16 protein-coding genes are annotated in these 19,202 nt (G+C 75.5%); 4 read left to right on the top strand and 12 right to left on the bottom strand.

Annotation, left to right across the window (positions count from 1 at the left end; genetic code table 11):
- Positions 1-285 precede the first annotated feature (285 nt).
- The 4 genes from AC0GKK_RS13610 to AC0GKK_RS13595 all read right to left on the bottom strand — a co-directional run bounded on the left by AC0GKK_RS13610 (position 286) and on the right by AC0GKK_RS13595 (position 4,657).
- Complete coding sequence (locus AC0GKK_RS13610; RefSeq protein WP_489884022.1) at positions 286-876, bottom strand: hypothetical protein; 591 nt, start codon at positions 874-876, stop codon at positions 286-288.
- A gap of 75 nt (positions 877-951) precedes the next feature.
- The gene (locus AC0GKK_RS13605) at positions 952-1,554 is read right to left on the bottom strand and encodes a hypothetical protein (RefSeq protein ID WP_062399624.1); all 603 of its coding nucleotides are present in this window, start codon (positions 1,552-1,554) and stop codon (positions 952-954) included.
- A gap of 74 nt (positions 1,555-1,628) precedes the next feature.
- Positions 1,629-2,234, bottom strand: a complete 606-nt coding sequence (locus AC0GKK_RS13600; RefSeq protein ID WP_489881764.1) for a hypothetical protein — start codon at positions 2,232-2,234, stop codon at positions 1,629-1,631.
- Positions 2,235-2,353: 119 nt separating this feature from the next.
- Positions 2,354-4,657 carry a sodium-translocating pyrophosphatase gene (locus AC0GKK_RS13595; RefSeq protein ID WP_251783082.1) on the bottom strand — a complete coding sequence of 768 codons (2,304 nt, stop codon included), beginning with the start codon at positions 4,655-4,657 and terminating at the stop codon, positions 2,354-2,356.
- 367 nt (positions 4,658-5,024) lie between these two features.
- Here AC0GKK_RS13595 and AC0GKK_RS13590 point away from each other — a divergent pair, with 367 nt between their 5' ends.
- The gene (locus AC0GKK_RS13590; RefSeq protein WP_489881763.1) at positions 5,025-7,568 is read left to right on the top strand and encodes a DEAD/DEAH box helicase; all 2,544 of its coding nucleotides are present in this window, start codon (positions 5,025-5,027) and stop codon (positions 7,566-7,568) included.
- A gap of 374 nt (positions 7,569-7,942) precedes the next feature.
- On the opposite strand, the gene AC0GKK_RS13585 is transcribed toward AC0GKK_RS13590, so the two are convergent.
- From AC0GKK_RS13585 to ssd, 7 genes are read right to left on the bottom strand one after another with little or no spacing between them, the layout of a single operon-like run.
- Positions 7,943-8,377 (bottom strand): Rv3654c family TadE-like protein, encoded by a 435-nt coding sequence (locus AC0GKK_RS13585; RefSeq protein WP_405420092.1) that lies wholly within the window; start codon positions 8,375-8,377, stop codon positions 7,943-7,945.
- Positions 8,374-8,868 carry a TadE family type IV pilus minor pilin gene (locus AC0GKK_RS13580; RefSeq protein WP_489881762.1) on the bottom strand — a complete coding sequence of 165 codons (495 nt, stop codon included), beginning with the start codon at positions 8,866-8,868 and terminating at the stop codon, positions 8,374-8,376. Before AC0GKK_RS13580 ends, AC0GKK_RS13585 begins: the two co-directional genes overlap by 4 nt.
- A complete protein-coding gene (locus AC0GKK_RS13575; protein ID WP_489881761.1) occupies positions 8,846-9,046 on the bottom strand; it encodes a DUF4244 domain-containing protein in 201 nt (66 codons plus the stop codon). Before AC0GKK_RS13575 ends, AC0GKK_RS13580 begins: the two co-directional genes overlap by 23 nt.
- Before the next feature lie 58 nt (positions 9,047-9,104).
- Positions 9,105-9,818 (bottom strand): type II secretion system F family protein, encoded by a 714-nt coding sequence (locus AC0GKK_RS13570; RefSeq protein ID WP_489881760.1) that lies wholly within the window; start codon positions 9,816-9,818, stop codon positions 9,105-9,107.
- On the bottom strand, positions 9,815-10,603 hold the full coding sequence (locus AC0GKK_RS13565) for a type II secretion system F family protein (protein ID WP_489881759.1): 789 nt from the start codon (positions 10,601-10,603) through the stop codon (positions 9,815-9,817). The genes AC0GKK_RS13570 and AC0GKK_RS13565 overlap by 4 nt, the downstream gene beginning before the upstream one ends.
- A gap of 26 nt (positions 10,604-10,629) precedes the next feature.
- Entirely contained in the window at positions 10,630-11,787 is a 1,158-nt protein-coding gene (locus tag AC0GKK_RS13560) for a TadA family conjugal transfer-associated ATPase (RefSeq protein ID WP_489881758.1), read from the bottom strand.
- Entirely contained in the window at positions 11,784-12,875 is a 1,092-nt protein-coding gene (gene ssd, locus AC0GKK_RS13555; RefSeq protein ID WP_405420078.1) for a septum site-determining protein Ssd, read from the bottom strand. The genes AC0GKK_RS13560 and ssd overlap by 4 nt, the downstream gene beginning before the upstream one ends.
- Positions 12,876-13,535: 660 nt before the next feature.
- Here ssd and AC0GKK_RS13550 point away from each other — a divergent pair.
- The gene (locus AC0GKK_RS13550) at positions 13,536-14,459 is read left to right on the top strand and encodes an HAD family hydrolase (RefSeq protein WP_489881757.1); all 924 of its coding nucleotides are present in this window, start codon (positions 13,536-13,538) and stop codon (positions 14,457-14,459) included.
- 1,061 nt (positions 14,460-15,520) lie between these two features.
- On the opposite strand, the gene AC0GKK_RS13545 is transcribed toward AC0GKK_RS13550, so the two are convergent.
- Positions 15,521-16,273 carry an oxidoreductase gene (locus AC0GKK_RS13545; protein ID WP_489881756.1) on the bottom strand — a complete coding sequence of 251 codons (753 nt, stop codon included), beginning with the start codon at positions 16,271-16,273 and terminating at the stop codon, positions 15,521-15,523.
- A gap of 336 nt (positions 16,274-16,609) precedes the next feature.
- Between AC0GKK_RS13545 and acs the strand changes: the two genes are divergently transcribed.
- Positions 16,610-18,586 (top strand): acetate--CoA ligase, encoded by a 1,977-nt coding sequence (gene acs, locus AC0GKK_RS13540; protein ID WP_489881755.1) that lies wholly within the window; start codon positions 16,610-16,612, stop codon positions 18,584-18,586.
- A gap of 73 nt (positions 18,587-18,659) precedes the next feature.
- On the top strand, positions 18,660-19,085 hold the full coding sequence (gene arfB, locus AC0GKK_RS13535; RefSeq protein ID WP_357438556.1) for an alternative ribosome rescue aminoacyl-tRNA hydrolase ArfB: 426 nt from the start codon (positions 18,660-18,662) through the stop codon (positions 19,083-19,085).
- Positions 19,086-19,202: the final 117 nt, after the last annotated feature.

Below are 19,202 nucleotides of genomic sequence, written 5' to 3'. Positions count from 1 at the left end.
GCTGCCCCCCGACGTGCGTGCCGAACCCGTCGTTCCCGTTGTCGCTGCTGCCACGTGGTCCTACCTCATCTCCTCGGCTGCGTCGCGGTCCCTGCGACGTCGTAGCCGTTTCCCGACCCCGCACTGTTACACCGTGCGGTCCCGGAGCGTGCCGGGACGGTTGCGCTGAGCGTCTTCTCCGGGGTCGACGATCGCACGATCTCACACCGTCGTCGCCCCGTGTCGTGGCTCGTGCCACTGGGAGCGGGCGAGTCGCCAGCGTAGACCCGGCCGTGGTTCGGCAGGTCAGGCGGCCGGTCGGCCGTGGTGCCGGGGCCACTCGGTCGGGCTCGTCATCCGCGGCGCGGGGCCCACCAGTTCCACCAGTCGGGCCAGTCGGCGCGCTCCGTGCAGACGCAACGCCGGGCCGGGCGCGCCGTGTTCCCCCGGGGCGAGCCGTGCCGGGGGAAGGCCGGCCCGGGTGGCGGCGGCGATCAGCGGGCCGTGCGTCCACGGGGCCTGCGGGTCGAGCAGCAGCAGGTGCCCGCCCCGCAGGTCGGGGGTGCCTGCGGAGAGCGCCCACAGCCGGAGTGTGGCGCCGTCGAGCTGGAAGTCCGGCGGGATCTGCTTGCGACCGTCCGGCGTGCACCAGGCGCGGGCCAGTGGGACCAGGTCGCGCCGGAACGCGCTGCGCATCCCGGACGCGCCGGGGGCGAGGGTGACGCCGCGGGCCACCGCCAGCGCGGCCAGCGCCGTCTCGCGCCCCTCGATCGGCAGCGGGACGTCGAACCGGGCCGTGTCACCGGCGCCGAACCGCTCGATCCGCCCGGGCCCGCAGAGCAGCCCGGCCAGGTCGGTCAGCCCGGCCGGCCGGGCCTCCGCGGAGAACAGCGACATCTGCGGCACCCGCGAAGCATAGAACGCATGTTCGAGCTTGCCCAGCAGGGAGCGCCGGACGGGTGACGCGGCGGGTCAGGCGGGACCGTTGATCTTCTTGAGGGCGACGCACTTCGGCGCGGTCGCGAACGCCTTGTCCAGCCGCGGGGTGGGGCCGATCTTGTCCAGGCCCTGGGCACCGGAGATCGTCCGCAGCTTCTGCTGGGCGCCGTCGAGCTTGCCCTTGAAGCCCTGGACGTCGTTCGGGTCGATCGCGTCGACGTCCTTCTTGGCCTGGGCGATCGTCGTGCCGGACCGGTCGAGCATGTCGCGCACCGCGGTCGCCCACGCGTCGCCGCCGCTCACCGGGGACTCGCCGGCCGCGGTCAGCTGCTTCTTGCCGGTGTCGATGCCGGCCGCGACCTTGCCGAGGTACTCCGACAGCCGCGTCTTGATGCCGGCGAGGTCGGCGCCGTCGTAGTTCGGCGGGGTGTTGAGCGGCTGGTAGTAGGCCAGGGTCGCGCCGCAGACCTTGTCGCCCCAGGCGACCGGGTCGGCGCCGACGCCCGCGGTCGGCCGCGGAGCCGGGTCCGCCGCGGGGGTGCCGGCCACGCTCGACGCGCAGCCGCCGGCCAGGAGCGCGGCGAGCAGGGTGGGGAGCAGGACCCGGGCGGTTCGCGCCGGGCGGGGGGTGGCCATCGTCGGGCTCCAGGGTCGGGGCCCGTCGGGGCCCGGGGCACGGACAGTGGTCGACGGTAGGACGCCGTCGCCGGTCAGCTGCTTCCACCCTCCCCGGTTGGCCCGTTCGGAGCAGCAGCGGGTGCGCCGGGCGGTGGTGTGGCGCGGGCCTGCTCCGCCGACCGGGTGAGATCTGTGCAGGTTGTCGAGGCCCGGAACGCCGAGGCGATCGCCGGGTTGCCGGTGACCTCGTCGAGGGGGCCGGTGGTGCCGCCGAGGCGGGCGAGCGGCTCCAGCGCGGCGGGCAGGTCGCGCTGCACCGCGGCCGGGTCGGCCGGGTCGATGGCGTCGACCCGCGAACGCGCCCCGGAGAACGCCGAGCGGATCTCGCCCAGCCCGCCCTGGAGCCGTGCGGAGAGGGCCTCGCCGTCGTCGACGGGGGCCGGACCGAGCCGGTCCAGGTCGCCCAGCGCGCCGTCGGCGGCCTGGGTGGTGCGGGTCAGGTAGTCCGAGAGGGCCCCCAGCCGCTGCGCGGGGTCCGGGGTCTCACCGGGGGTGTCGACGGCGGTGCGGACGAAGGGCAGCACGGCCGCGCACATCGACTCGGTCCACTGCTCGACGGTCGGCCCGGAGGGGCCGCAGCCCGCCAGCAGGACGGCCGGGGCGACGAGGAGTCCGGCGAGACCTCGCGATGTCCGCATCGCTCCTCCGTCGGGGTGATCACTGCCGTCCGGCGGAGAGTATCCGAATCGTCCCGCGACGCAGGACGACCGCCCGTCCCGATGGGACGAGCGGCCGCCGTGGTCCTGCGAGGTGTCGGTCAGCCGACCGAGCTCTCGGCCGGGGTGTCGGTGATCGCCGAGGTGCGACGCTTCGAGACCACCACCGCGGCCGCGATGATCACCACGGCGACGATCGCGATGACGATCCGGATCACCGGGTTGGCGTCGGGGGTGGACAGCACCACGACCGCCGGGGCGATCAGCACCGAGACCAGGTTCATGACCTTGATCAGCGGGTTGATCGCGGGGCCCGCGGTGTCCTTGAACGGGTCGCCGACGGTGTCGCCGATGATCGTCGCCTCGTGGGCGTCGGAACCCTTGCCGCCGTGGTTGCCGTCCTCGACGAGCTTCTTGGCGTTGTCCCAGGCGCCGCCCGAGTTGGCCAGGAAGATCGCCATCAGGACACCGGTCGCGATGGCACCGGCCAGGTAGCCGGCCAGCGGGCCGACACCGAGACCGAACCCGACCGCGATCGGGGCGAAGATGGCGAGCAGACCGGGGGTGGCCAGCTCGCGCAGCGAGTCCCGGGTGCAGATGTCGACGACGCGGCCGTACTCCGGGCGCTCGGTGCGGTCCATGATCCCGGGGTGCTCGCGGAACTGGCGGCGCACCTCGTAGACCACCGCGCCCGCGGCGCGGGTCACCGCGTTGACCGCGAGACCGGAGAACATGAAGACCACCGAGGCGCCGATGATCACACCGACCAGGGTGTTCGGGCTGAACACCTCGTAGGCGAAGGCCGTCCCGGCGTCCTGCGCGGCGATGTTCACCCCGGCCAGGGCCTGGCTGATCGCGTCGCGGTAGGAGCCGAACAGCGCCGTCGCGGCGAGCACCGCGGTCGCGATCGCGATGCCCTTGGTGATCGCCTTGGTGGTGTTCCCGACCGCGTCGAGCTCGGTGAGGATGTCGACGCCCTCGCCCTCGACGTCACCGGACATCTCCGCGATGCCCTGGGCGTTGTCCGAGACCGGGCCGAAGGTGTCCATCGCGACGATGACGCCGACCGTGGTCAGCAGGCCGGTACCGGCCAGCGCGACCGCGAACAGCGACACGACGATCGAGCCGGACAGCAGGAACGCGCCGTAGACGGCCGCGGAGATGACGAGGGCGGTGTAGACGGCGGACTCGAAGCCGATCGAGATGCCGGACAGGATCACGGTGGCCGCGCCGGTCAGCGAGGACTCGCCGACGTCCTTGACCGGACGGTCCTCGGTGCCGGTGTAGTAGCCGGTCAGCTTGAGGATGACCGCGGCCAGCACGATGCCGATGACGACCGCGACCGAGGCGATCAGGCGCGGGTCGCCGGCGAGGCCGACGACGCTGGTGTCGGTCGGGTTCAGCAGCTCGCCGAAGGTGCCCGGGAGGTAGACGTAGGCGGCGACGATCGACAGCACCCCGGCGAACAGCGCCGAGAGGTAGAAGCTGCGGTTGATCGCGCGCAGGGTGTTCTCCCCGGCGCGGGCCTTGGTCAGGTAGACGCCGAGGATCGCGGTGATCACGCCGATCGCGGGGACGATCAGCGGGAACAGCAGTCCCTGCAGACCGAACGCCGCGGTGCCGAGGATCAGCGCGGCGACCAGGGTCACCGCGTAGGACTCGAACAGGTCGGCGGCCATGCCGGCGCAGTCGCCGACGTTGTCGCCCACGTTGTCGGCGATGGTGGCCGCGTTGCGCGGGTCGTCCTCGGGGATGCCCTGCTCGACCTTGCCGACCAGGTCGGCGCCGACGTCGGCGGCCTTGGTGAAGATGCCGCCGCCGACCCGCATGAACATCGCGAGCAGTGCCGCGCCGAAGCCGAAGCCCTCCAGGACGCGGGGCGCCTGGCCGGCGTAGACGAGCACGACGATCGCGGCCCCGAAGAGGCCGAGGCCGACGGTGAACATGCCGACGACGCCGCCGGTGCGGAACGCGATGCGGGTCGCCTTCTCCCGGCCGCCCGTCTCGCGCGAGGCGGCTGCGACCCGGATGTTCGCGCGCGTCGCGAGCCACATGCCCAGGTAGCCGATGATCGCGGAGAAGACCGCGCCGACGACGAAGAAGATCGACCGGCCGATGCGTTCGCCGAGGTCCTCGGCGGGGAGCGCGAAGAGCAGGACGAACACGATCGCGGCGAAGATCGCGAGCGTGCGGAACTGACGGTTGAGGTACGCCGTGGCGCCTTCCTGGACCGCGCGGCCGATCTCCTGCATGTTCGGGGTGCCCTCGCCGTAGGAGAGCACCTCCCGCAACAGGAGACCGCCGACGACCAGGGCGACGAGGGCGACCACCGCGACCACGCCGACGATGGCGAGGTCCCCGCCGCCGAGCTCGAGGCCCTGGGCGAGGTAGGTGGGCTGGGACATCCGTGTCCTCCCGGTGGAAAGGATCCGGCCGGCGAGGTCCCCGGCGGCCGGGACGGGCCGGTGTGGCTCGACCCGTCCGGGCGGCGACGGCCTCGTCGGCGTCGACTGGGCCCGGGCGGCGTCCACCGGTGACCGGGCTGGTGCAGTCTAGGAGTGTGGTGCATCCCTCAGTGCGATTGGGATCACAAGACGTAACGAACTGGCAAAAGTGATCAATCCCACACGATGTCGCGACGCAATCCGGGAACCTGCAGACCAACTGCGGTGCAACGACATCCGCGATCCGACCGGCTGCGGGCCGGCGGTTCGGGTCGGCCACCGGGAGCGACGGCGGAGTGTTCGAACATCTGTGCCATCGTGGTCGGTCGTGGGAGCGACGGCGGAGAGCACGCAGGGCCCGGACGGGTCGCAGCGCGGGGTGGAGCTGCTGCGTCGCGTGCTGGCGGGCTCGGGGCTCGACCCGGCCCGCGCCGACACCACGTGGGCGTCCGGTGCCGCCGACACGGACGCGCCGGGGCCGGGGCCGGGTGCCGGGACGTTCGCCGCGCAGGACGGCTTCGACGGTCCTGACGGTCTCCGCGGTTCCGACCGTTCTCACGAATCCCGCGGCTCCGTCGACGACGGGGTCGGCGCCGTCGACGACCCGCTGCGGCACGTCGTGCGGATCCCGGCGCGGGCCGGGAACCCCGTCGACTGGCCGGGCTGGACGCCCGAGCCGCTGCGCACGGCCTGGGCGGCCCGCGGCGTGGCCCGCCCGTGGTCGCACCAGGCGCAGGGTGCGGAGCTGGTGCACTCCGGCGCCGACGTCGTCGTCGCGACGGGGACGGCGTCGGGGAAGTCGCTGGTCTACCAGCTGCCGGTGCTCGCCGGGCTGGCCGAGGACCCGCGGGCCACGGCGCTGTACCTCGCCCCGACCAAGGCACTCGCGGCCGACCAGCTGCGGTCCCTCGACGGGCTCGCCCCGGACGGGGTCCGGCCCGCCGCGTTCGACGGCGACACCCCCATGGACCAGCGTGACTGGGTCCGCAGGCACTGCCGGTGGGTGTTCTCCAACCCGGACATGCTGCACCGGTCGATCCTTCCCCGGCACGGACGCTGGACGACCTTCCTCCGCCGGCTGCGCTACGTCGTGGTCGACGAGTGCCACACCTACCGGGGGGTGTTCGGCTCGCACGTGGCACTGCTGCTGCGCAGGCTGCTGCGCCTCGCCGCGCGCTACGGCGCGCGTCCCGTGATCGTGCTCGCGTCGGCGACGGTGGCCCGCCCGGAGGAGTTCGCGTCCCGGCTGACCGGACGCGGCGTCGTCGCCGTCACCGAGGACGGGTCCCCGCACGCCGGGCGCACCGTCGCGTTCTGGGAGCCGCCGCTGCTCGCCGAGATCACCGGGGAGAACGGGGCGCCGGTCCGCCGCTCGGCCGGGGCCGAGGTCGCCCGGATGCTCGCCGACCTCGTCCTGACCGACGCCCGCACCCTGGCGTTCGTCCGGTCCCGGCGGGCCGCCGAGCTCACCGCGCTCGGTGCGAAGCGCCAGGTCTCCGAGATCGCTCCGGAGCTGGCCGCGCGGGTGGCCGCCTACCGCGGCGGCTACCTGCCCGAGGAACGCCGCGCTCTGGAGGCCGACCTGATGTCGGGCGTGCTGCTCGGGGTCGCGACCACCAACGCGCTCGAGCTCGGCGTCGACATCTCCGGGCTCGACGCCGTGGTGCAGGCCGGTTTCCCGGGCACCCGCGCGTCGTTCTGGCAGCAGGCCGGGCGCGCCGGACGGGCCGCCGACGAGGCGCTCGTCGTGCTCGTCGCCCGCGACGACCCGCTCGACACCTACCTCGTGCACCACCCGCGCTCGCTGATCGGGGCGCCCGTGGAGAGCTGCGTGCTCAATCCGGTCAACCCGTACGTGCTCGCGCCGCAGCTGGCGTGCGCGGCCGCGGAGATGCCACTGACCACGGTCGACGTCGAGGAGATGTTCGGGGGAGCCCCCGCGGTGGAGGTTCTCGACGCCCTGGTCGACGAGGGCGTGCTGCGCCGACGACCGCACGGCTGGTTCTGGCCCGACACCGGCGACGCCCCCGCCGCGGACGTCGACATCCGGGGCTCCGGGCTCGGGCAGGTCGCCGTGGTGGAGGCGGCGACCGGGCGGATGCTCGGCACCGTCGACGGCGGCTCGGCCCCGGGCACGGTCCACTCCGGTGCGGTGTACCTGCACCGCGGCGACAGCTTCGTCGTCGACGAGCTCGACCTCGACGACGGCGTCGCGCTCGTCCACGCCGAGGACCCGGACTGGCGCACCGAGGCCCAGTCGGTCTCCGACGTCACCGTGCTCGAGGTGATGGAGCACCGCCGGTACGGACCGGTGCAGGTCTGCTTCGGCGCGACCACGGTGACCAGCCAGGTCGTCGCCTACCGGCGACGCAACCCGGACGGGACGGTGCTCGACCAGACGGCGCTGGACCTGCCGCCGCAGAGCCTGGACACCCGCTCGGTCTGGTACACGATCGACCCCGACGCGCTCGCCGACGCCGGCATCGACGAGGCACGCCTCCCCGGCGCACTGCACGCCGCCGAGCACGCCGCGATCGGTCTGCTCCCGCTGTTCGCGATCTGCGACCGCTGGGACATCGGCGGCCTGTCCACCGCGCTGCACCCCGACACCGGGCTCCCGACGGTGTTCGTGCACGACGGGCACCCCGGCGGCGCGGGCCTGGCCGAACGCGGCCACGAGGTGCTGGGACGGTGGCTGACGGCGACCCGCGCCGCGGTCCGGGACTGTGAGTGCCGCACGGGCTGCCCGTCCTGCGTGCAGTCCCCGAAGTGCGGCAACGGCAACAACCCGCTGGACAAGACGGGGGCGGTGCAGGTGCTGGACCTGGTCCTCGCCGCGCTGGAAGGCGGTGCCCCGACCGGTTCGCGATGATCGCGGAACCGGACGGGGTACCACCGGCCCGCCCGTCGGGGGCGGGGGCGGGCCGGTGGCAACCACGTGCGACGACATCGGACGGGGGCGCCAGGGGCGCTCCGACGTCGTCGCTGTCTGGGGAGCGTGGTCTTCGTGGCGGGAGCGGACCGGACCCTGCCCGTCCCTGCGACTCCCAGTAGGCCCGAGTGTCGCGACGGTGACCAGATGCGGGCCGCGCGACGTCGGTGATCGGTCAGGCCCCCACGACGAAACGCGGTCGCGCTGGGACGTTCGTCGTAAGCACTCGTGATGACGGTGTGCTCCGGGGTTCGCCGTCCGTTCATCCGGGGGCGTGGACCGCTCACCGAGATCGTGATCACGTCCGGGGGAGTTCACGACGGCTCCGCGGTGGGGCCGGAACCGTCCACGGTCCCGCTCGCCGGGGGCGGGCCGGTGTCCACGGGAGCCGGGCCTGCACGTGCCCGCGCCCGCGCGGGACCGCGCGGCGGGAGCAGTCCCGACCAGGCGACCCGGGTCTCGACCAGGGCGTCCCAGCCGTCAAGGCGGCAGGTCAGGAGCTCGGCGCCGTTGCGGTCGGCCAGGTCGGCGGCACGGGCGCAGGCGGCGGCCGTGCCGTCCACCGACCGGCCGGCGGCCGCGAGCGCGGACAGGTCCGCGGCGGCGGAGGCGACGTGCCGGGCGCGGGTGGCGGCGGCCAGGTCGACGCCGACGATGCCGACGAGCAGCAGCACCGCCGCCGCCGTCGCGGCCCACACCGAGGCGACGCCCGCATCGTCGCCCCGGCGCGGAGGGGCCGGGCGGCTCATGACGCGCCGCCGGGCGGGGCCGACCCGGCTGTGACGCCGGACCGGGCCGCGCCGGTCGCGACGCCGGGTTCGACCGCGGCGCTCGCGGTGCCGCTGATCGTGACCGGCAGCAGCCCGACCGGGCGGACCCGCACCGTCACGACGACGAGATCGCCGTCGAGATGCAGCTCCGGTTCGGCGCCGGCCGGGGCCAGCTGCGCGGCCACGGCCCGGCCCCGTTCGGTGTCGCCACGTGCGGCCTGGCGGGCCAGCTCGCGGGCGGCGTCGGTGCAGCGGACCCCGGCCGCCACCGCGGCGACGGCTCCGACCGCCGCCGCGGTGACCGCGACCAGGGTGCCGAGCGCCAGCGCCGCCTCGACGGTGACCGCACCGTCGTCGTCCGCCGCGGAGTTCGCCAGGCCGTTCGTGGCGCCGACGGCTGCACCCCGGCCGACGGTGGGGTGACCGCCGCGGCCGGTGCGGTGGGGGTCAGAGCGTCGTGGACAGCGCACGTTGCACGATCCCGGTGAGGGCGGCGAGGACGTCGCCGCCGCTGACGATCGCGTAGAGGAGCGCGGCGAACGCCGCAGCCGCGACGGTGCCGACGGCGTACTCGACGGTGGACATGCCGTCGTCGGCGGAGGCGAGTGCGTGCAGCCGGCGGTGCAGCTGGGAACGGGTGGGGGTCATCGGTGTCTCCTTCGTCGGGGGCCCGCGGGGTGCGGACCCGGTCGCCGCGCGGCGGTGGTCACCACCGCGCGAACGCCTCCCCGGCCAGCCCGATCACGACCGGCACGATGCCGAGGACCAGGAAGGCGGGCAGGAAGCAGAGCCCCAGCGGGGCGGTGATGCGGACCGCGGCGCGCTGCGCCCGCTCCTCGGCGAGGTCCGCCAGACCGGCGCGCAGCCGGGCCGCCTCCGCCGCGGCGGAGCGTCCGAGGGCGGCACCGGTACGGGCCGACCGGCCCGCCGCGCGGGCGAACCCGGCGAGTTCGGGGACCGGGGCGGCGGCGGCCCAGGCGTCGTCGGGGTCGGCGCCCAGGGCGAGCAGGCCCGCGACCCGACGCAGCGCCTCACCGGCCGGGCCGTCGAGCCGCCGGGCCGCGGCTCCGACGGCGTCCGCGACGGCGAGACCGGCGGCCAGACACGTCGCCAGGAGGTCCCAGGCGGCGGCCAGGTCCGCGGAGTCCACCGGCGCGGCCGGCCCGCGGGCCGCCCGCCGGCCGAGCCACAGCAGCCCGCCGCCCGTCGCCGCGCCGACGACCGCGCCACCCGCCCCGCCGAGGGCTCCGCCGAGTGCGGCCCCGGCGGGGACCAGCAGTGCGAGGACCGCCGTGCGGGGCGGCGCCGCGGCCGCAGCCGTGCCGACGGCGGCACGCAGCCCGCGCAGCCGTCCCGGCCCGGGACGCCCGCCGCCGACGGCCAGGGCGAGCGCGGCGAGCCCGAGCGCGGCCGCGGTCACGTCGGCACCGCCGCACGCAGGATCCGGTCGGCCCACGCCGCGCCGGCGACCGTGAGGACGACCCCCGTCAGCAGCAGCGCCGGCCCGTGCAGTCCGGTGCGCAGCACGGTCAGCGGCGCGATACCCATGAGCTGCCCGAGACCGATCCCGGCCAACGGCAACCCGGTCAGCACCGACGCCGTCGCCCGGGGTCCGGCCAGCTGGGCCCGCACCCGGGCGCCGTGCGCGATCCGCCAGCGGATGTCGTCGAGCAGCCCGGTGAGCAGGTCGGCGAGCGGGGCGCCGTGGGTGTCGGCGAGCTCCCAGGCCGCTGCGACCCGTTCGACGTCGCGCCGGGCGGGCCCTCGCGCCGTCCGGCGCAGTGCCTCCGGTACCGGTTCACCGATCCGCGCGGCGACGGCCGCCGGCTCGAGCAGCACGCGGGCGAGCGGCCCGTCGTGCACGTGCCCGGCCAGTGCGGCCGCGGGGTGCGCGCCGGTGCGCAGCTCGTCGGTGATCCGGGCGAGCCCGTCGGCGAGCTCGGCCGCCGTCGCCCCGGCCCGTTCCGCGGCGCGGCGTGCGGCGACCCGGCGCCGCGCACTCCAGGCCACCCCCGCTGCGCACACCGCACCGGCGGGGCCCAGGAGCAGCCACCCCAGCGGCGCGGCGAGCAGGGGCAACGGCGGGGCGAGCAGCCGGGCCGTCGGGAGGCCGGCCGCGGTGCCGGTCAGGGCCCGCCACCGGGACCGGCCCGGGGCCGCAGGCAGTGCCAGCACCGCCAGCGCGAGCAGGGTGGGGACCGCCACGCCCTGCGCTGTCCCGGGCAGTGTGCTCAGCACGGCACACCGACCCCGCGCTCGCGCAGCAGCGTGGCGAGCTCGTCGCGGCCCGGTCCGGCCCCGCCGCCGCGGCTCCAGGCGGCGGTGACGCGGGGGGTGCCGTCGTCGGAGCGGCCCAGCACGCCGATCTCGTCGAGCGTCCGGCCGGCGCCGGGGCGGCGTCGCATGTGCAGTACGACCTGGACGGCCGCGGTCAGCTGCCCGTCGAGCGCGGCGGGGGACATGCCGCCGAGCCCGGCGAGCGCGCGCATCCGAGCCGGGATCTCGCGGACCGAGTTGGCGTGCACCGTGCAGCCGCCGCCGTCGTGACCGGTGTTCATCGCGGCCAGCAGGTCGCACACCTCGGAGCCGCGGACCTCGCCGACGACCAGCCGGTCCGGACGCATCCGCAACGCCTGACGCACCAGCTCGCGCAGCGGCACGCCACCCGAGCCCTCGATGTTCGGCGGCCGGGCGACCAGCCGGACGACGTGTGGATGGCGCGGCGAGAGCTCCTCGGCGTCCTCGACGGTGATGAGCCGCTCGCCCGGGTCGACCGCGCCCAGCAGCGCATTGAGCAGCGTGGTCTTGCCACTGCCCGTCCCACCGGCCACGAGCACGGCCAGCCGGGCGGCGACGATCGCGCGCAGCAGGGCCTCGCCGGTCGCGTCGAGGGTGCCGGTCCGCCGGAGGGCGGCCAGGTCGTGTCCGGCGGGGCGCAGCACCCGCAGCGAGATCGCGGTCCCGGCGGCCGCCACCGGTGGGAGGACGGCATGCAGCCGGACCCCGGCGTCGGGGAGTCTGCCGTCGACGCAGGGACTCGCGTCGTCGAGCCTGCGGCCCGCGGCGAGCGCCAGGCGCTGGGCGAGCCGCCGGACCGCGGCCTCGTCGGTGAAGGTGATGCCGGTGCGGCGCAGCCCGTCGCCGCGGTCGACCCAGACGGCGTCGGGCGCGGTGACCAGCACGTCGGTGGTCGCCGGGTCGCGCAGCAGCGCGTCGAGCGGGCCCGCTCCGGTGAACTCCTGGCGCAGGGTGCGGAGCGCGGCGAGGACGTCCAGATCGGATGCGACCCCACCGGACTCGGCCCGCACCGCCGCGGCGACGGCGGCCGGCCCGGTCTCGCCGCCGGCGTCGGCCAGCCGGGCCCGCACCCGGTCGACCAGCGGGTTCACGACGCCACCCGCCGGGGGCCGGCCGAGCCGGAGAGGCGCTCGTGCACGGCCCGGGCCGCGGTGGCGAGCGGGCCCCGCCCGGAGCCGGGGGTCCGCCCCCGTTCGAGGGCACCGGCGAGGTCGCGCTCCGGGCGCATGGTCGTGAGCAGCGCCAGCCCGAGGGAGGCGACGACCTCGTCGGGGGTGATGCCGCCGGGGGACGGCCCGCGCACGACCAGCTCCACGGCCCGGGCGTGTTCGGCGAGCACGTCGGCGACCCGGGCGGCCGCGGCGCAGGACCGCAGCCCGGCGGGGACCACCAGGACGGTCAGGTCGGCGGTGCCGAGAGCGGTGAGTGCGGCGTCGGTGGGGTAGCGGGGCAGGTCGCACACGACGGTGCCGCCCGCGCGACGCCCGGCGTCGAGGACCGCGGTGACCGCGGCCGGCTCGGGGCCGTGCGGGGAGCGCGCGCAGGACAGCACCGACAACGCGGTGCGCCCGGACCCGGCCCGCGGCAGCGCGGCGTGCAGCGACGCGGCGCGCACCCGGCCGTCGCCGACCGACAGCTCCGGCCAGCGCAGCCCGGCCTCCTGCTCCAGACCGACCATCAGGTCGAGGCCGCCGCCGAGCGGGTCGCAGTCGACCAGCAGCGCGGACTCCCCGGCCCGCGCGGAGGTCAGCGCGACGGCGGTGGCGAGCACCGAGGCGCCCGCCCCACCGCTGCCGCCGACCACGGCCAGCACCCGGCCGGCCCGCCCGTCGCCCGCCGCGCGCTCCCGGGCGTCGGCGAGGATCCCGGCCAGCCCGGCCTCGCCCTGGGGGAGCTGCACGACCCGGTCCGCGCCGAGGGTGACCGCGATCCGCCAGTCCTCCGCGGCGGGCTCGCCGGGGACGGTGATCACGACGCCGTCGCGGCGTGGGAAACCGGCCTCACCGCAGCGCCGGGCCCCGGCCCGGTCGAGCAGCACGACCGGTGCGCGGGCCCAGGCACGGCGGGCGTCGGCCGCGTCGACCGCGCGCTGGGCGTCCATGTCGGCTGCCGCGGCGAGCCGCAGCAGCGCGTCGAGCAGCTCGGGATCGTCGGCCACGATCAGGCAGCGCCGGTCCATCGCGTCGTCCTCCACACCGGCCCGCCGGTGCGGGCCCCGGTGTCGAGCGTGCGGTCCCGGGAGGGCTCCGCCGGACCCGATCGCGGGCCTGTGGACAACGTGGTGGAAACGGCCCGACCTGTGGACAACTCACCGGTTCCGTCGGTCTCGTGCGGGAGGATGGAGCACGGGGGAGGGCCCTCGCGGGCGCGCCACGGAGGAGCAGAACCGGAGCGCCGGGAGGCGGGCGACCGACACGACCGTGTCGTCCGACCCCGGACGTAGGACGACCCCCGCCAGGGGGGATTGGCGGGGGCCGTCGGGCGGTTCAGCCCCGGGGGGTCGAGCTGAACCCGCTCGGACCACGTCCGAGCTCGGTCAACTGTAGCCGGAACATGCCGGTCGCGCCCATACTCCGGCCGTGGCCTGCGCCGACCGGTACCGGCGGCGATGTCGCTCTCGACCCCGGCGGGGTGAACTGCGCCACTGACCGGTGGGCGCGTCCGGGCGACCGGTCGCGTACGTTCGATCACCCTCCGCTGCCGGTCATCGGCTTGCTCGTACCCCCGGCCGGGCGGTGCGGGGACGGGCGGCGCCCGTCGTGGGGCCGACGGTCGGCGGGGTGTGGAAGAGTCGGGGACCGGGGACGAGGCGCGTCCCGGTTCGGGCAGGCTGGACGTCGTGCCCGAGTTCTCCACAGCCCCCGTCGCACCGGACCGGACCGCCGGCCCCCGGGCGGTGTTCCTCGACCTCGACAACACGATCATCGCCGGGTCGAGTGCGCTGGCGTTCGCGCGTCCGTTCGCCCGCGCCGGTCTGATCGACCGCGCGACCGTCCTGCGCGGGGCGTGGGCCCAGCTGCTGCTCGTGCTCGCCGGCGCGGACGCGTCCACGATGGACACCCTGCGCCGGCGGATGGTGCTGGTCTGCCAGGGCTGGGAGGTGGCGCGGGTCCGTGCGATCGTCGCCGAGACGTTACAGGAGATCGTGGGCCCGCTCGTCTACCCCGAGGCGGTCCGGCTGATCGAGCACCACCGCGCGCAGGGGGCGGAGATCGTGCTGCTGTCGGCGTCGGGGCTGGAGGTCGTCGAGCCGATCGCCGAGCTGGTCGGGATCACGCGCTTCCGGGCGACCCGGATGCACATCGAGGACGGCCGCTACGCCGGGGAGATCGCGTTCTACTGCTACGGCGAGGGCAAGGCCGTCGCTGCCCGGGAGATCGCCGAGGAGCTGGGACTCGACCTCGCGCGGTGCGCCGCCTACACCGACTCGATCACCGACCTGCCGCTGCTGGAGGCGGTCGGGCAGCCGTCCGTGGTGAACCCGGACCGTGAGCTGCGGGCGATCGCCCGTGAGCGGGGGTGGCCGGTGCTCGCGTTCGTGCGCGCCGCCTCCCGCCGGGACCGGCTGTTCCGGCTGCGCGACCGGCTGTCCGACCGGTTCGCGGCCGGGGCCCGCGGTGGTGTCCACGCCGGGCGGGCGACCGAGGGGACCGGCGAGGACACCGGTGGGGCCGGTGCGGGCGGGCTGTGGCGGGACCCGGCGCTGCTCGGTGCGGCGGCGGTCGGCGGGGTGCTCGCGGCGCTGGTGGCGGGGCGGCCGTAGCCCGGTCCGCCCGCGGTGGCCGCTGACGCGACGGCCGACCTGTGGGCAGGGCGTCGCCGGCCGCGCCGAGCGGCGCGCTGCCCGGCTCGTCCGGCGCCCCCGCCCGTCCCCGCCGCGACTACCGCGGGTCCCCGCCGCGACCACCGCGGACCCGACCGCGTCGCGACCGTCGATCAGTACGCCGATGCTGTCCGGGCAGCCTGCGAGCACGCTCGTGTACTGATCGACACGCGGTGAGCGGACTGCCGGGGGGGCGAGGCGCGGGACGGTGCGGAGCGCCCCGAGGAGCGACCGTCGATCAGTGCACGACTGCTGCCCGACCGCCGTCGGACAGCGCTGATGCACTGATCGACGGAGCCGTGCGGCTCGGTGGCGGAATCCGGCCGGTGCGGCGTGGCCGGCCGTGCCGGTGCGAGCCGGCCGGCCGTGCCGGTGCGGGTGGCGGGGTGGCCGTGCGGGCAGCGCGGTGCCGGTGCGGGGAGCGGGGTGGCCATGCGGGCAGCGCGGTGGCGGTGCGGGTAGCGGTGCGAGTAGCGGTGGGCGACCCGGCGCCGACGGTGTCGGGCCGGAAAGCGGCCCGGATGCCGCGCGCGACCGCCGTCCGGACGTCGTCGTGCACCCACCCGGCGGCCGTCGACGGTCACCCTGTGCTGCTGAACCGGTGCATCCCGGTGCGAGGGTTGCCCGCATCACGTTCCGGGTCTACGAAGGAGGCACGGACCCCGGCCGGGCCAGGGGCGTCTCGGAGGAGAAGAGGCGTCTCCCCTGACCGGGCTCCGTACGTGGGAACCGGATCACGTCCACGCCGAGCACGCCGCGGGAGGCATGTCGTCGTGGGCCTGCGAACCGGGACGCCGGGCGCCGAGGCCGCACAACACGACACGTAGTGCACGCCAGGACGCCGGTTCCCACGTCGGGCCGGGTGGCGCCCCTCGGGGCGCCACCCGGCTCTGTCGTGTTCGAGCCCGGCCGGAGTGCGGGAGCCCGACCGGGGGCAGCGCCTCGACCGGGGTGCAGCGGCTCGACCGAGGGCGCGCGAGGCACGTGCCGAGTGCGGGGGCTCAGCCGGACTGCGCGGCGGCGATCGACAGGCCCTCCCGGCCGCCCGCCTCCCATTCCGCGCAGGTGTGGACGATCCAGCGGGCCAGACCGTCGGGCGTCCCGGACGCGAACGCCGCCGCGGCCTCCCGGTACTCCGCGGTGCGGCGCAGGAACCCCACCTCGGGCACCGACAGACCGCGCGGGTCCAGCCCGGTCGACATCGCGGTCAGCCGGGCCGCGGCCCGGGCCACGACGCCGTCGGCGGTGCCGAACGGGGCCAGGGTCAGCAGCTCGCCGTGCACGACGGCGACCAGCACCGGTGCCGGCACGGAGGTGCCCCCGCCGATCAGGTCGGCCAGCGCCGCGAGCCGTCCCGACGTCGCCGGGCGCGGCCTGCCCAGCACCTGCTCGTGCTCGGCGGCGGGCACGAGGTCGCCCGCGGCCAGCACGTGCAGCCGGGCGAGCCCCTGCAGCGGTGCGCGCCCCCAGGTGTCGAGGAGCTTCGCGCGCTCGTCGGCGATCCGGACGGCGCCGGCGAGGACCGGGTCCGAGACGTGGTCGGCGGTGACCGGCCGCAGCGGGGCACCGTCGACCGCGGCGGAGGAGCGGGCCGCGCGCAGGGCGGCCTCGGCCGCCGTCGCGGGCCAGCCGCGCCGGTTGACCGGCTGATTGTGCACCTCGGTGGCTGCGTCGCGGGCGCGGGAGACCGCCTCGGGGACGCCGGGGAGGGTGGCGAGCGGGGCGAGCGGATCGGCTGCTGCGGGGCGGGCCATGGGCGTCATCGTCCCAACCCGTGGGTTACCGTCGGGTAGTACCCCTGCGGTGCGGACCGCTCGGCGACCGGTCGTGGTGATCCACCGACCGCCGGACGTCCGTCCGTCCACCGCCGAGGGTCCCGAGAACCCCCGTGACGCACCGGGGAGCGGCCCCCGACCTGCGCGGACGGTCAGGTGCAGCATTCGTGTCCTGTCCGTACCTGTCCCGACAGACGGTGCACGGGCCACGACGTTTCACTAGCGTCGTACAGCACACGTGTGCGCACACCGAGTGCGACCGAGGCCGCCACACCGGCCCGAAGTGACCCGCCGCGTCGAGGAGGACACGAGGACATGGCCGAGTCCGAGAAGAGCTCTGCGCTCAGCGCACTCTCCACCGAGAGCCGGTCGTTCCCTCCGCCGGAGGCGTTCGCCGCGCAGGCGAACGCCACCGCCGAGTGGTACGACCGCGCCGATGCCGACCGCGAGGGCTTCTGGGCCGAGCAGGCGGACCGTCTGCACTGGACGACGAAGTGGGACCGGGTCCTCGACTGGGAGCCCCCCTTCGCGAAGTGGTTCGTCGGCGGCGAGCTCAACGTCGCCTACAACTGCGCCGACCGGCACGTCGAGGAGGGCAACGGCGACCGCGTCGCCATCCACTGGGAGGGCGAGCCCGGCGACTCCCGCACGATCACCTACGCCGACCTGCAGCGCGAGGTCTCCAAGACCGCCAACGCGCTGACCGAGCTGGGCGTCGGCAAGGGCGACCGGGTCGCCATCCAGCTGCCGATGATCCCCGAGGCCGTGTTCTCGATGCTGGCCTGCGCCCGCCTGGGCGCGCTGCACAGCGTCGTGTTCGGCGGGTTCTCCCCGGGCGCGCTCAAGGCGCGCATCGAGGACGCCGAGGCCAAGGTGCTGATCACCAGCGACGGCCAGTACCGCCGCGGCAAGCCGGCACCGATGAAGGAGAACACCGACGAGGCCGTCGAGGGCACCTCGATCGAGAAGGTCCTCGTCGTCAAGCGGACCGAGACCGACGTGCCGTGGACCGACGGTCGCGACGTGTGGTGGCACGACGCCGTCGACGGCGCGTCCGACCAGCACACCCCGGAGTCCTTCGACTCCGAGCACCCGCTGTTCATCCTCTACACCTCGGGCACCACCGGGAAGCCGAAGGGCATCCTGCACACCTCCGGCGGCTACCTCACGCAGTCCGCCTACACCCACAACGTGGTGTTCGACCACAAGCCGGGCGAGAGCGTCTACTGGTGCACCGCCGACATCGGCTGGGTCACCGGGCACACCTACATCGTCTACGGGCCGCTCGCGAACGGCGCCACGCAGGTGATGTACGAGGGCACGCCGAACACCCCGCACGAGGGCCGGCACTGGGAGATCGTCGACAAGTACAAGGTCTCGATCTACTACACCGCCCCGACGCTGATCCGCACGTTCATGAAGTGGGGCGAGGACATCCCCGCGAAGTACGACCTGTCCTCGCTGAAGGTGCTCGGCACGGTCGGCGAGCCGATCAACCCCGAGGCCTGGATGTGGTTCCGGGAGAAGATCGGCAAGGAGAACTGCCCGATCGTCGACACCTGGTGGCAGACCGAGACCGGCTCGCAGATGATCGCGCCGCTCCCGGGCGTCACCGCGACCAAGCCGGGCTCGGCCATGCGTGCGCTGCCGGGCATCTCCGCCACGGTCGTCGACGACACCGGCACCCCGGTCGGCAACGGCGAGGGCGGCTACCTGGTCCTCGACAAGCCGTGGCCGTCGATGCTGCGCGGCATCTGGGGCGACACCGAGCGCTACAAGGACACCTACTGGTCCCGCTTCGCCGAGCAGGGCTACTACTTCGCCGGTGACGGCGCCAAGTACGACGACGACGGCGCCATCTGGCTGCTCGGCCGCGTCGACGACGTCATGAACATCTCCGGGCACCGCATCTCGACCACCGAGGTGGAGTCGGCGCTGGTCAGCCACCCGACGGTCGCCGAGGCCGCGGTCGTGGGCGCCTCCGACGAGACCACCGGCCAGGGGATCGTCGCGTTCGTCATCCTGCGCGGGAGCGCGTCGAAGGACGAGGCGAAGGGCGAGGAGGCCATCAAGGCGCTCCGCGACCACGTCTCCAAGGAGATCGGCCCGATCGCCAAGCCGCGCCAGATCCTGGTCGTGGAGGAGCTGCCGAAGACCCGATCCGGCAAGATCATGCGCCGCCTGCTGCGCGACGTCGCCGAGAACCGGGACGTCGGCGACGTCTCGACCCTCGCCGACTCGTCGGTGATGGACCTGATCTCGTCCGGCATGAGCGAGTCGAAGGAGGACTGACCCTCCGGTCCCGGCGGCCCCGGGCCCGTGCTCACCGCACGGGACCCGGGGCCGATCGGCGACACTGGTCGGTGTGGACGACCCGATCGAGGTGCGGCGGGGCTTCGTCGTGCCCGCCCGCGAGCTGCACTGGCGGTTCTCCCGCGCCTCGGGGCCCGGTGGGCAGGGCGTCAACACCACCGACTCGCGGGTGGAGCTGTCCTTCGACCTCGCGGCCTCGCCGAGCGTCCCCGACGACCTGCGCGACCGCGCCCTGTCACGGCTGGCGAACCGGCTCGTCGACGGCGTGCTGACCGTCGTCGCCTCCGAGCACCGCAGCCAGCTCCGCAACCGCGAGGCCGCCCGCGGGCGGCTCGCGACCCTGCTCGCTGAGGCGACCGCGGCGGGCCCGCGCACCCGTCGCCCGACCCGTCCGACGCGCGGTTCGCAGCGTCGCAGGCTCGCCGCCAAGAACCGGCGCGGTCAGATCAAGAAACTGCGCGGCCGCCCGGACGAGTGAGGCCGTGTCCCCGGCGTGGCGCAGCCGAGCGGGTCGCCGGGCCCCGTGGCACGATGGCGGCTCACCGAACGACGGCCGTCCGGGGGATCCCCAGCGCCCCGGGTAGGCGAGTGCACC

It is taken from the genome of Pseudonocardia sp. P-1, assembly GCF_058111925.1.
Note: the sequence above shows the minus strand (reverse complement) of the source record. Positions and strands in the feature narration are given on the sequence as shown.

Coding starts and splice junctions, on each gene's coding strand:
- acs (WP_489881755.1), top strand. CDS start 16,610: ATGGCCGAGTCCGAGAAGAGCTCTGCGCTCAGCGCACTCTCCACCGAG.
- AC0GKK_RS13575 (WP_489881761.1), bottom strand. CDS start 9,046: ATGACCCCCACCCGTTCCCAGCTGCACCGCCGGCTGCACGCACTCGCC.
- AC0GKK_RS13545 (WP_489881756.1), bottom strand. CDS start 16,273: ATGGCCCGCCCCGCAGCAGCCGATCCGCTCGCCCCGCTCGCCACCCTC.
- AC0GKK_RS13610 (WP_489884022.1), bottom strand. CDS start 876: ATGTCGCTGTTCTCCGCGGAGGCCCGGCCGGCCGGGCTGACCGACCTG.
- AC0GKK_RS13605 (WP_062399624.1), bottom strand. CDS start 1,554: ATGGCCACCCCCCGCCCGGCGCGAACCGCCCGGGTCCTGCTCCCCACC.
- AC0GKK_RS13585 (WP_405420092.1), bottom strand. CDS start 8,377: ATGAGCCGCCCGGCCCCTCCGCGCCGGGGCGACGATGCGGGCGTCGCC.
- AC0GKK_RS13595 (WP_251783082.1), bottom strand. CDS start 4,657: ATGTCCCAGCCCACCTACCTCGCCCAGGGCCTCGAGCTCGGCGGCGGG.
- ssd (WP_405420078.1), bottom strand. CDS start 12,875: ATGGACCGGCGCTGCCTGATCGTGGCCGACGATCCCGAGCTGCTCGAC.
- AC0GKK_RS13600 (WP_489881764.1), bottom strand. CDS start 2,234: ATGCGGACATCGCGAGGTCTCGCCGGACTCCTCGTCGCCCCGGCCGTC.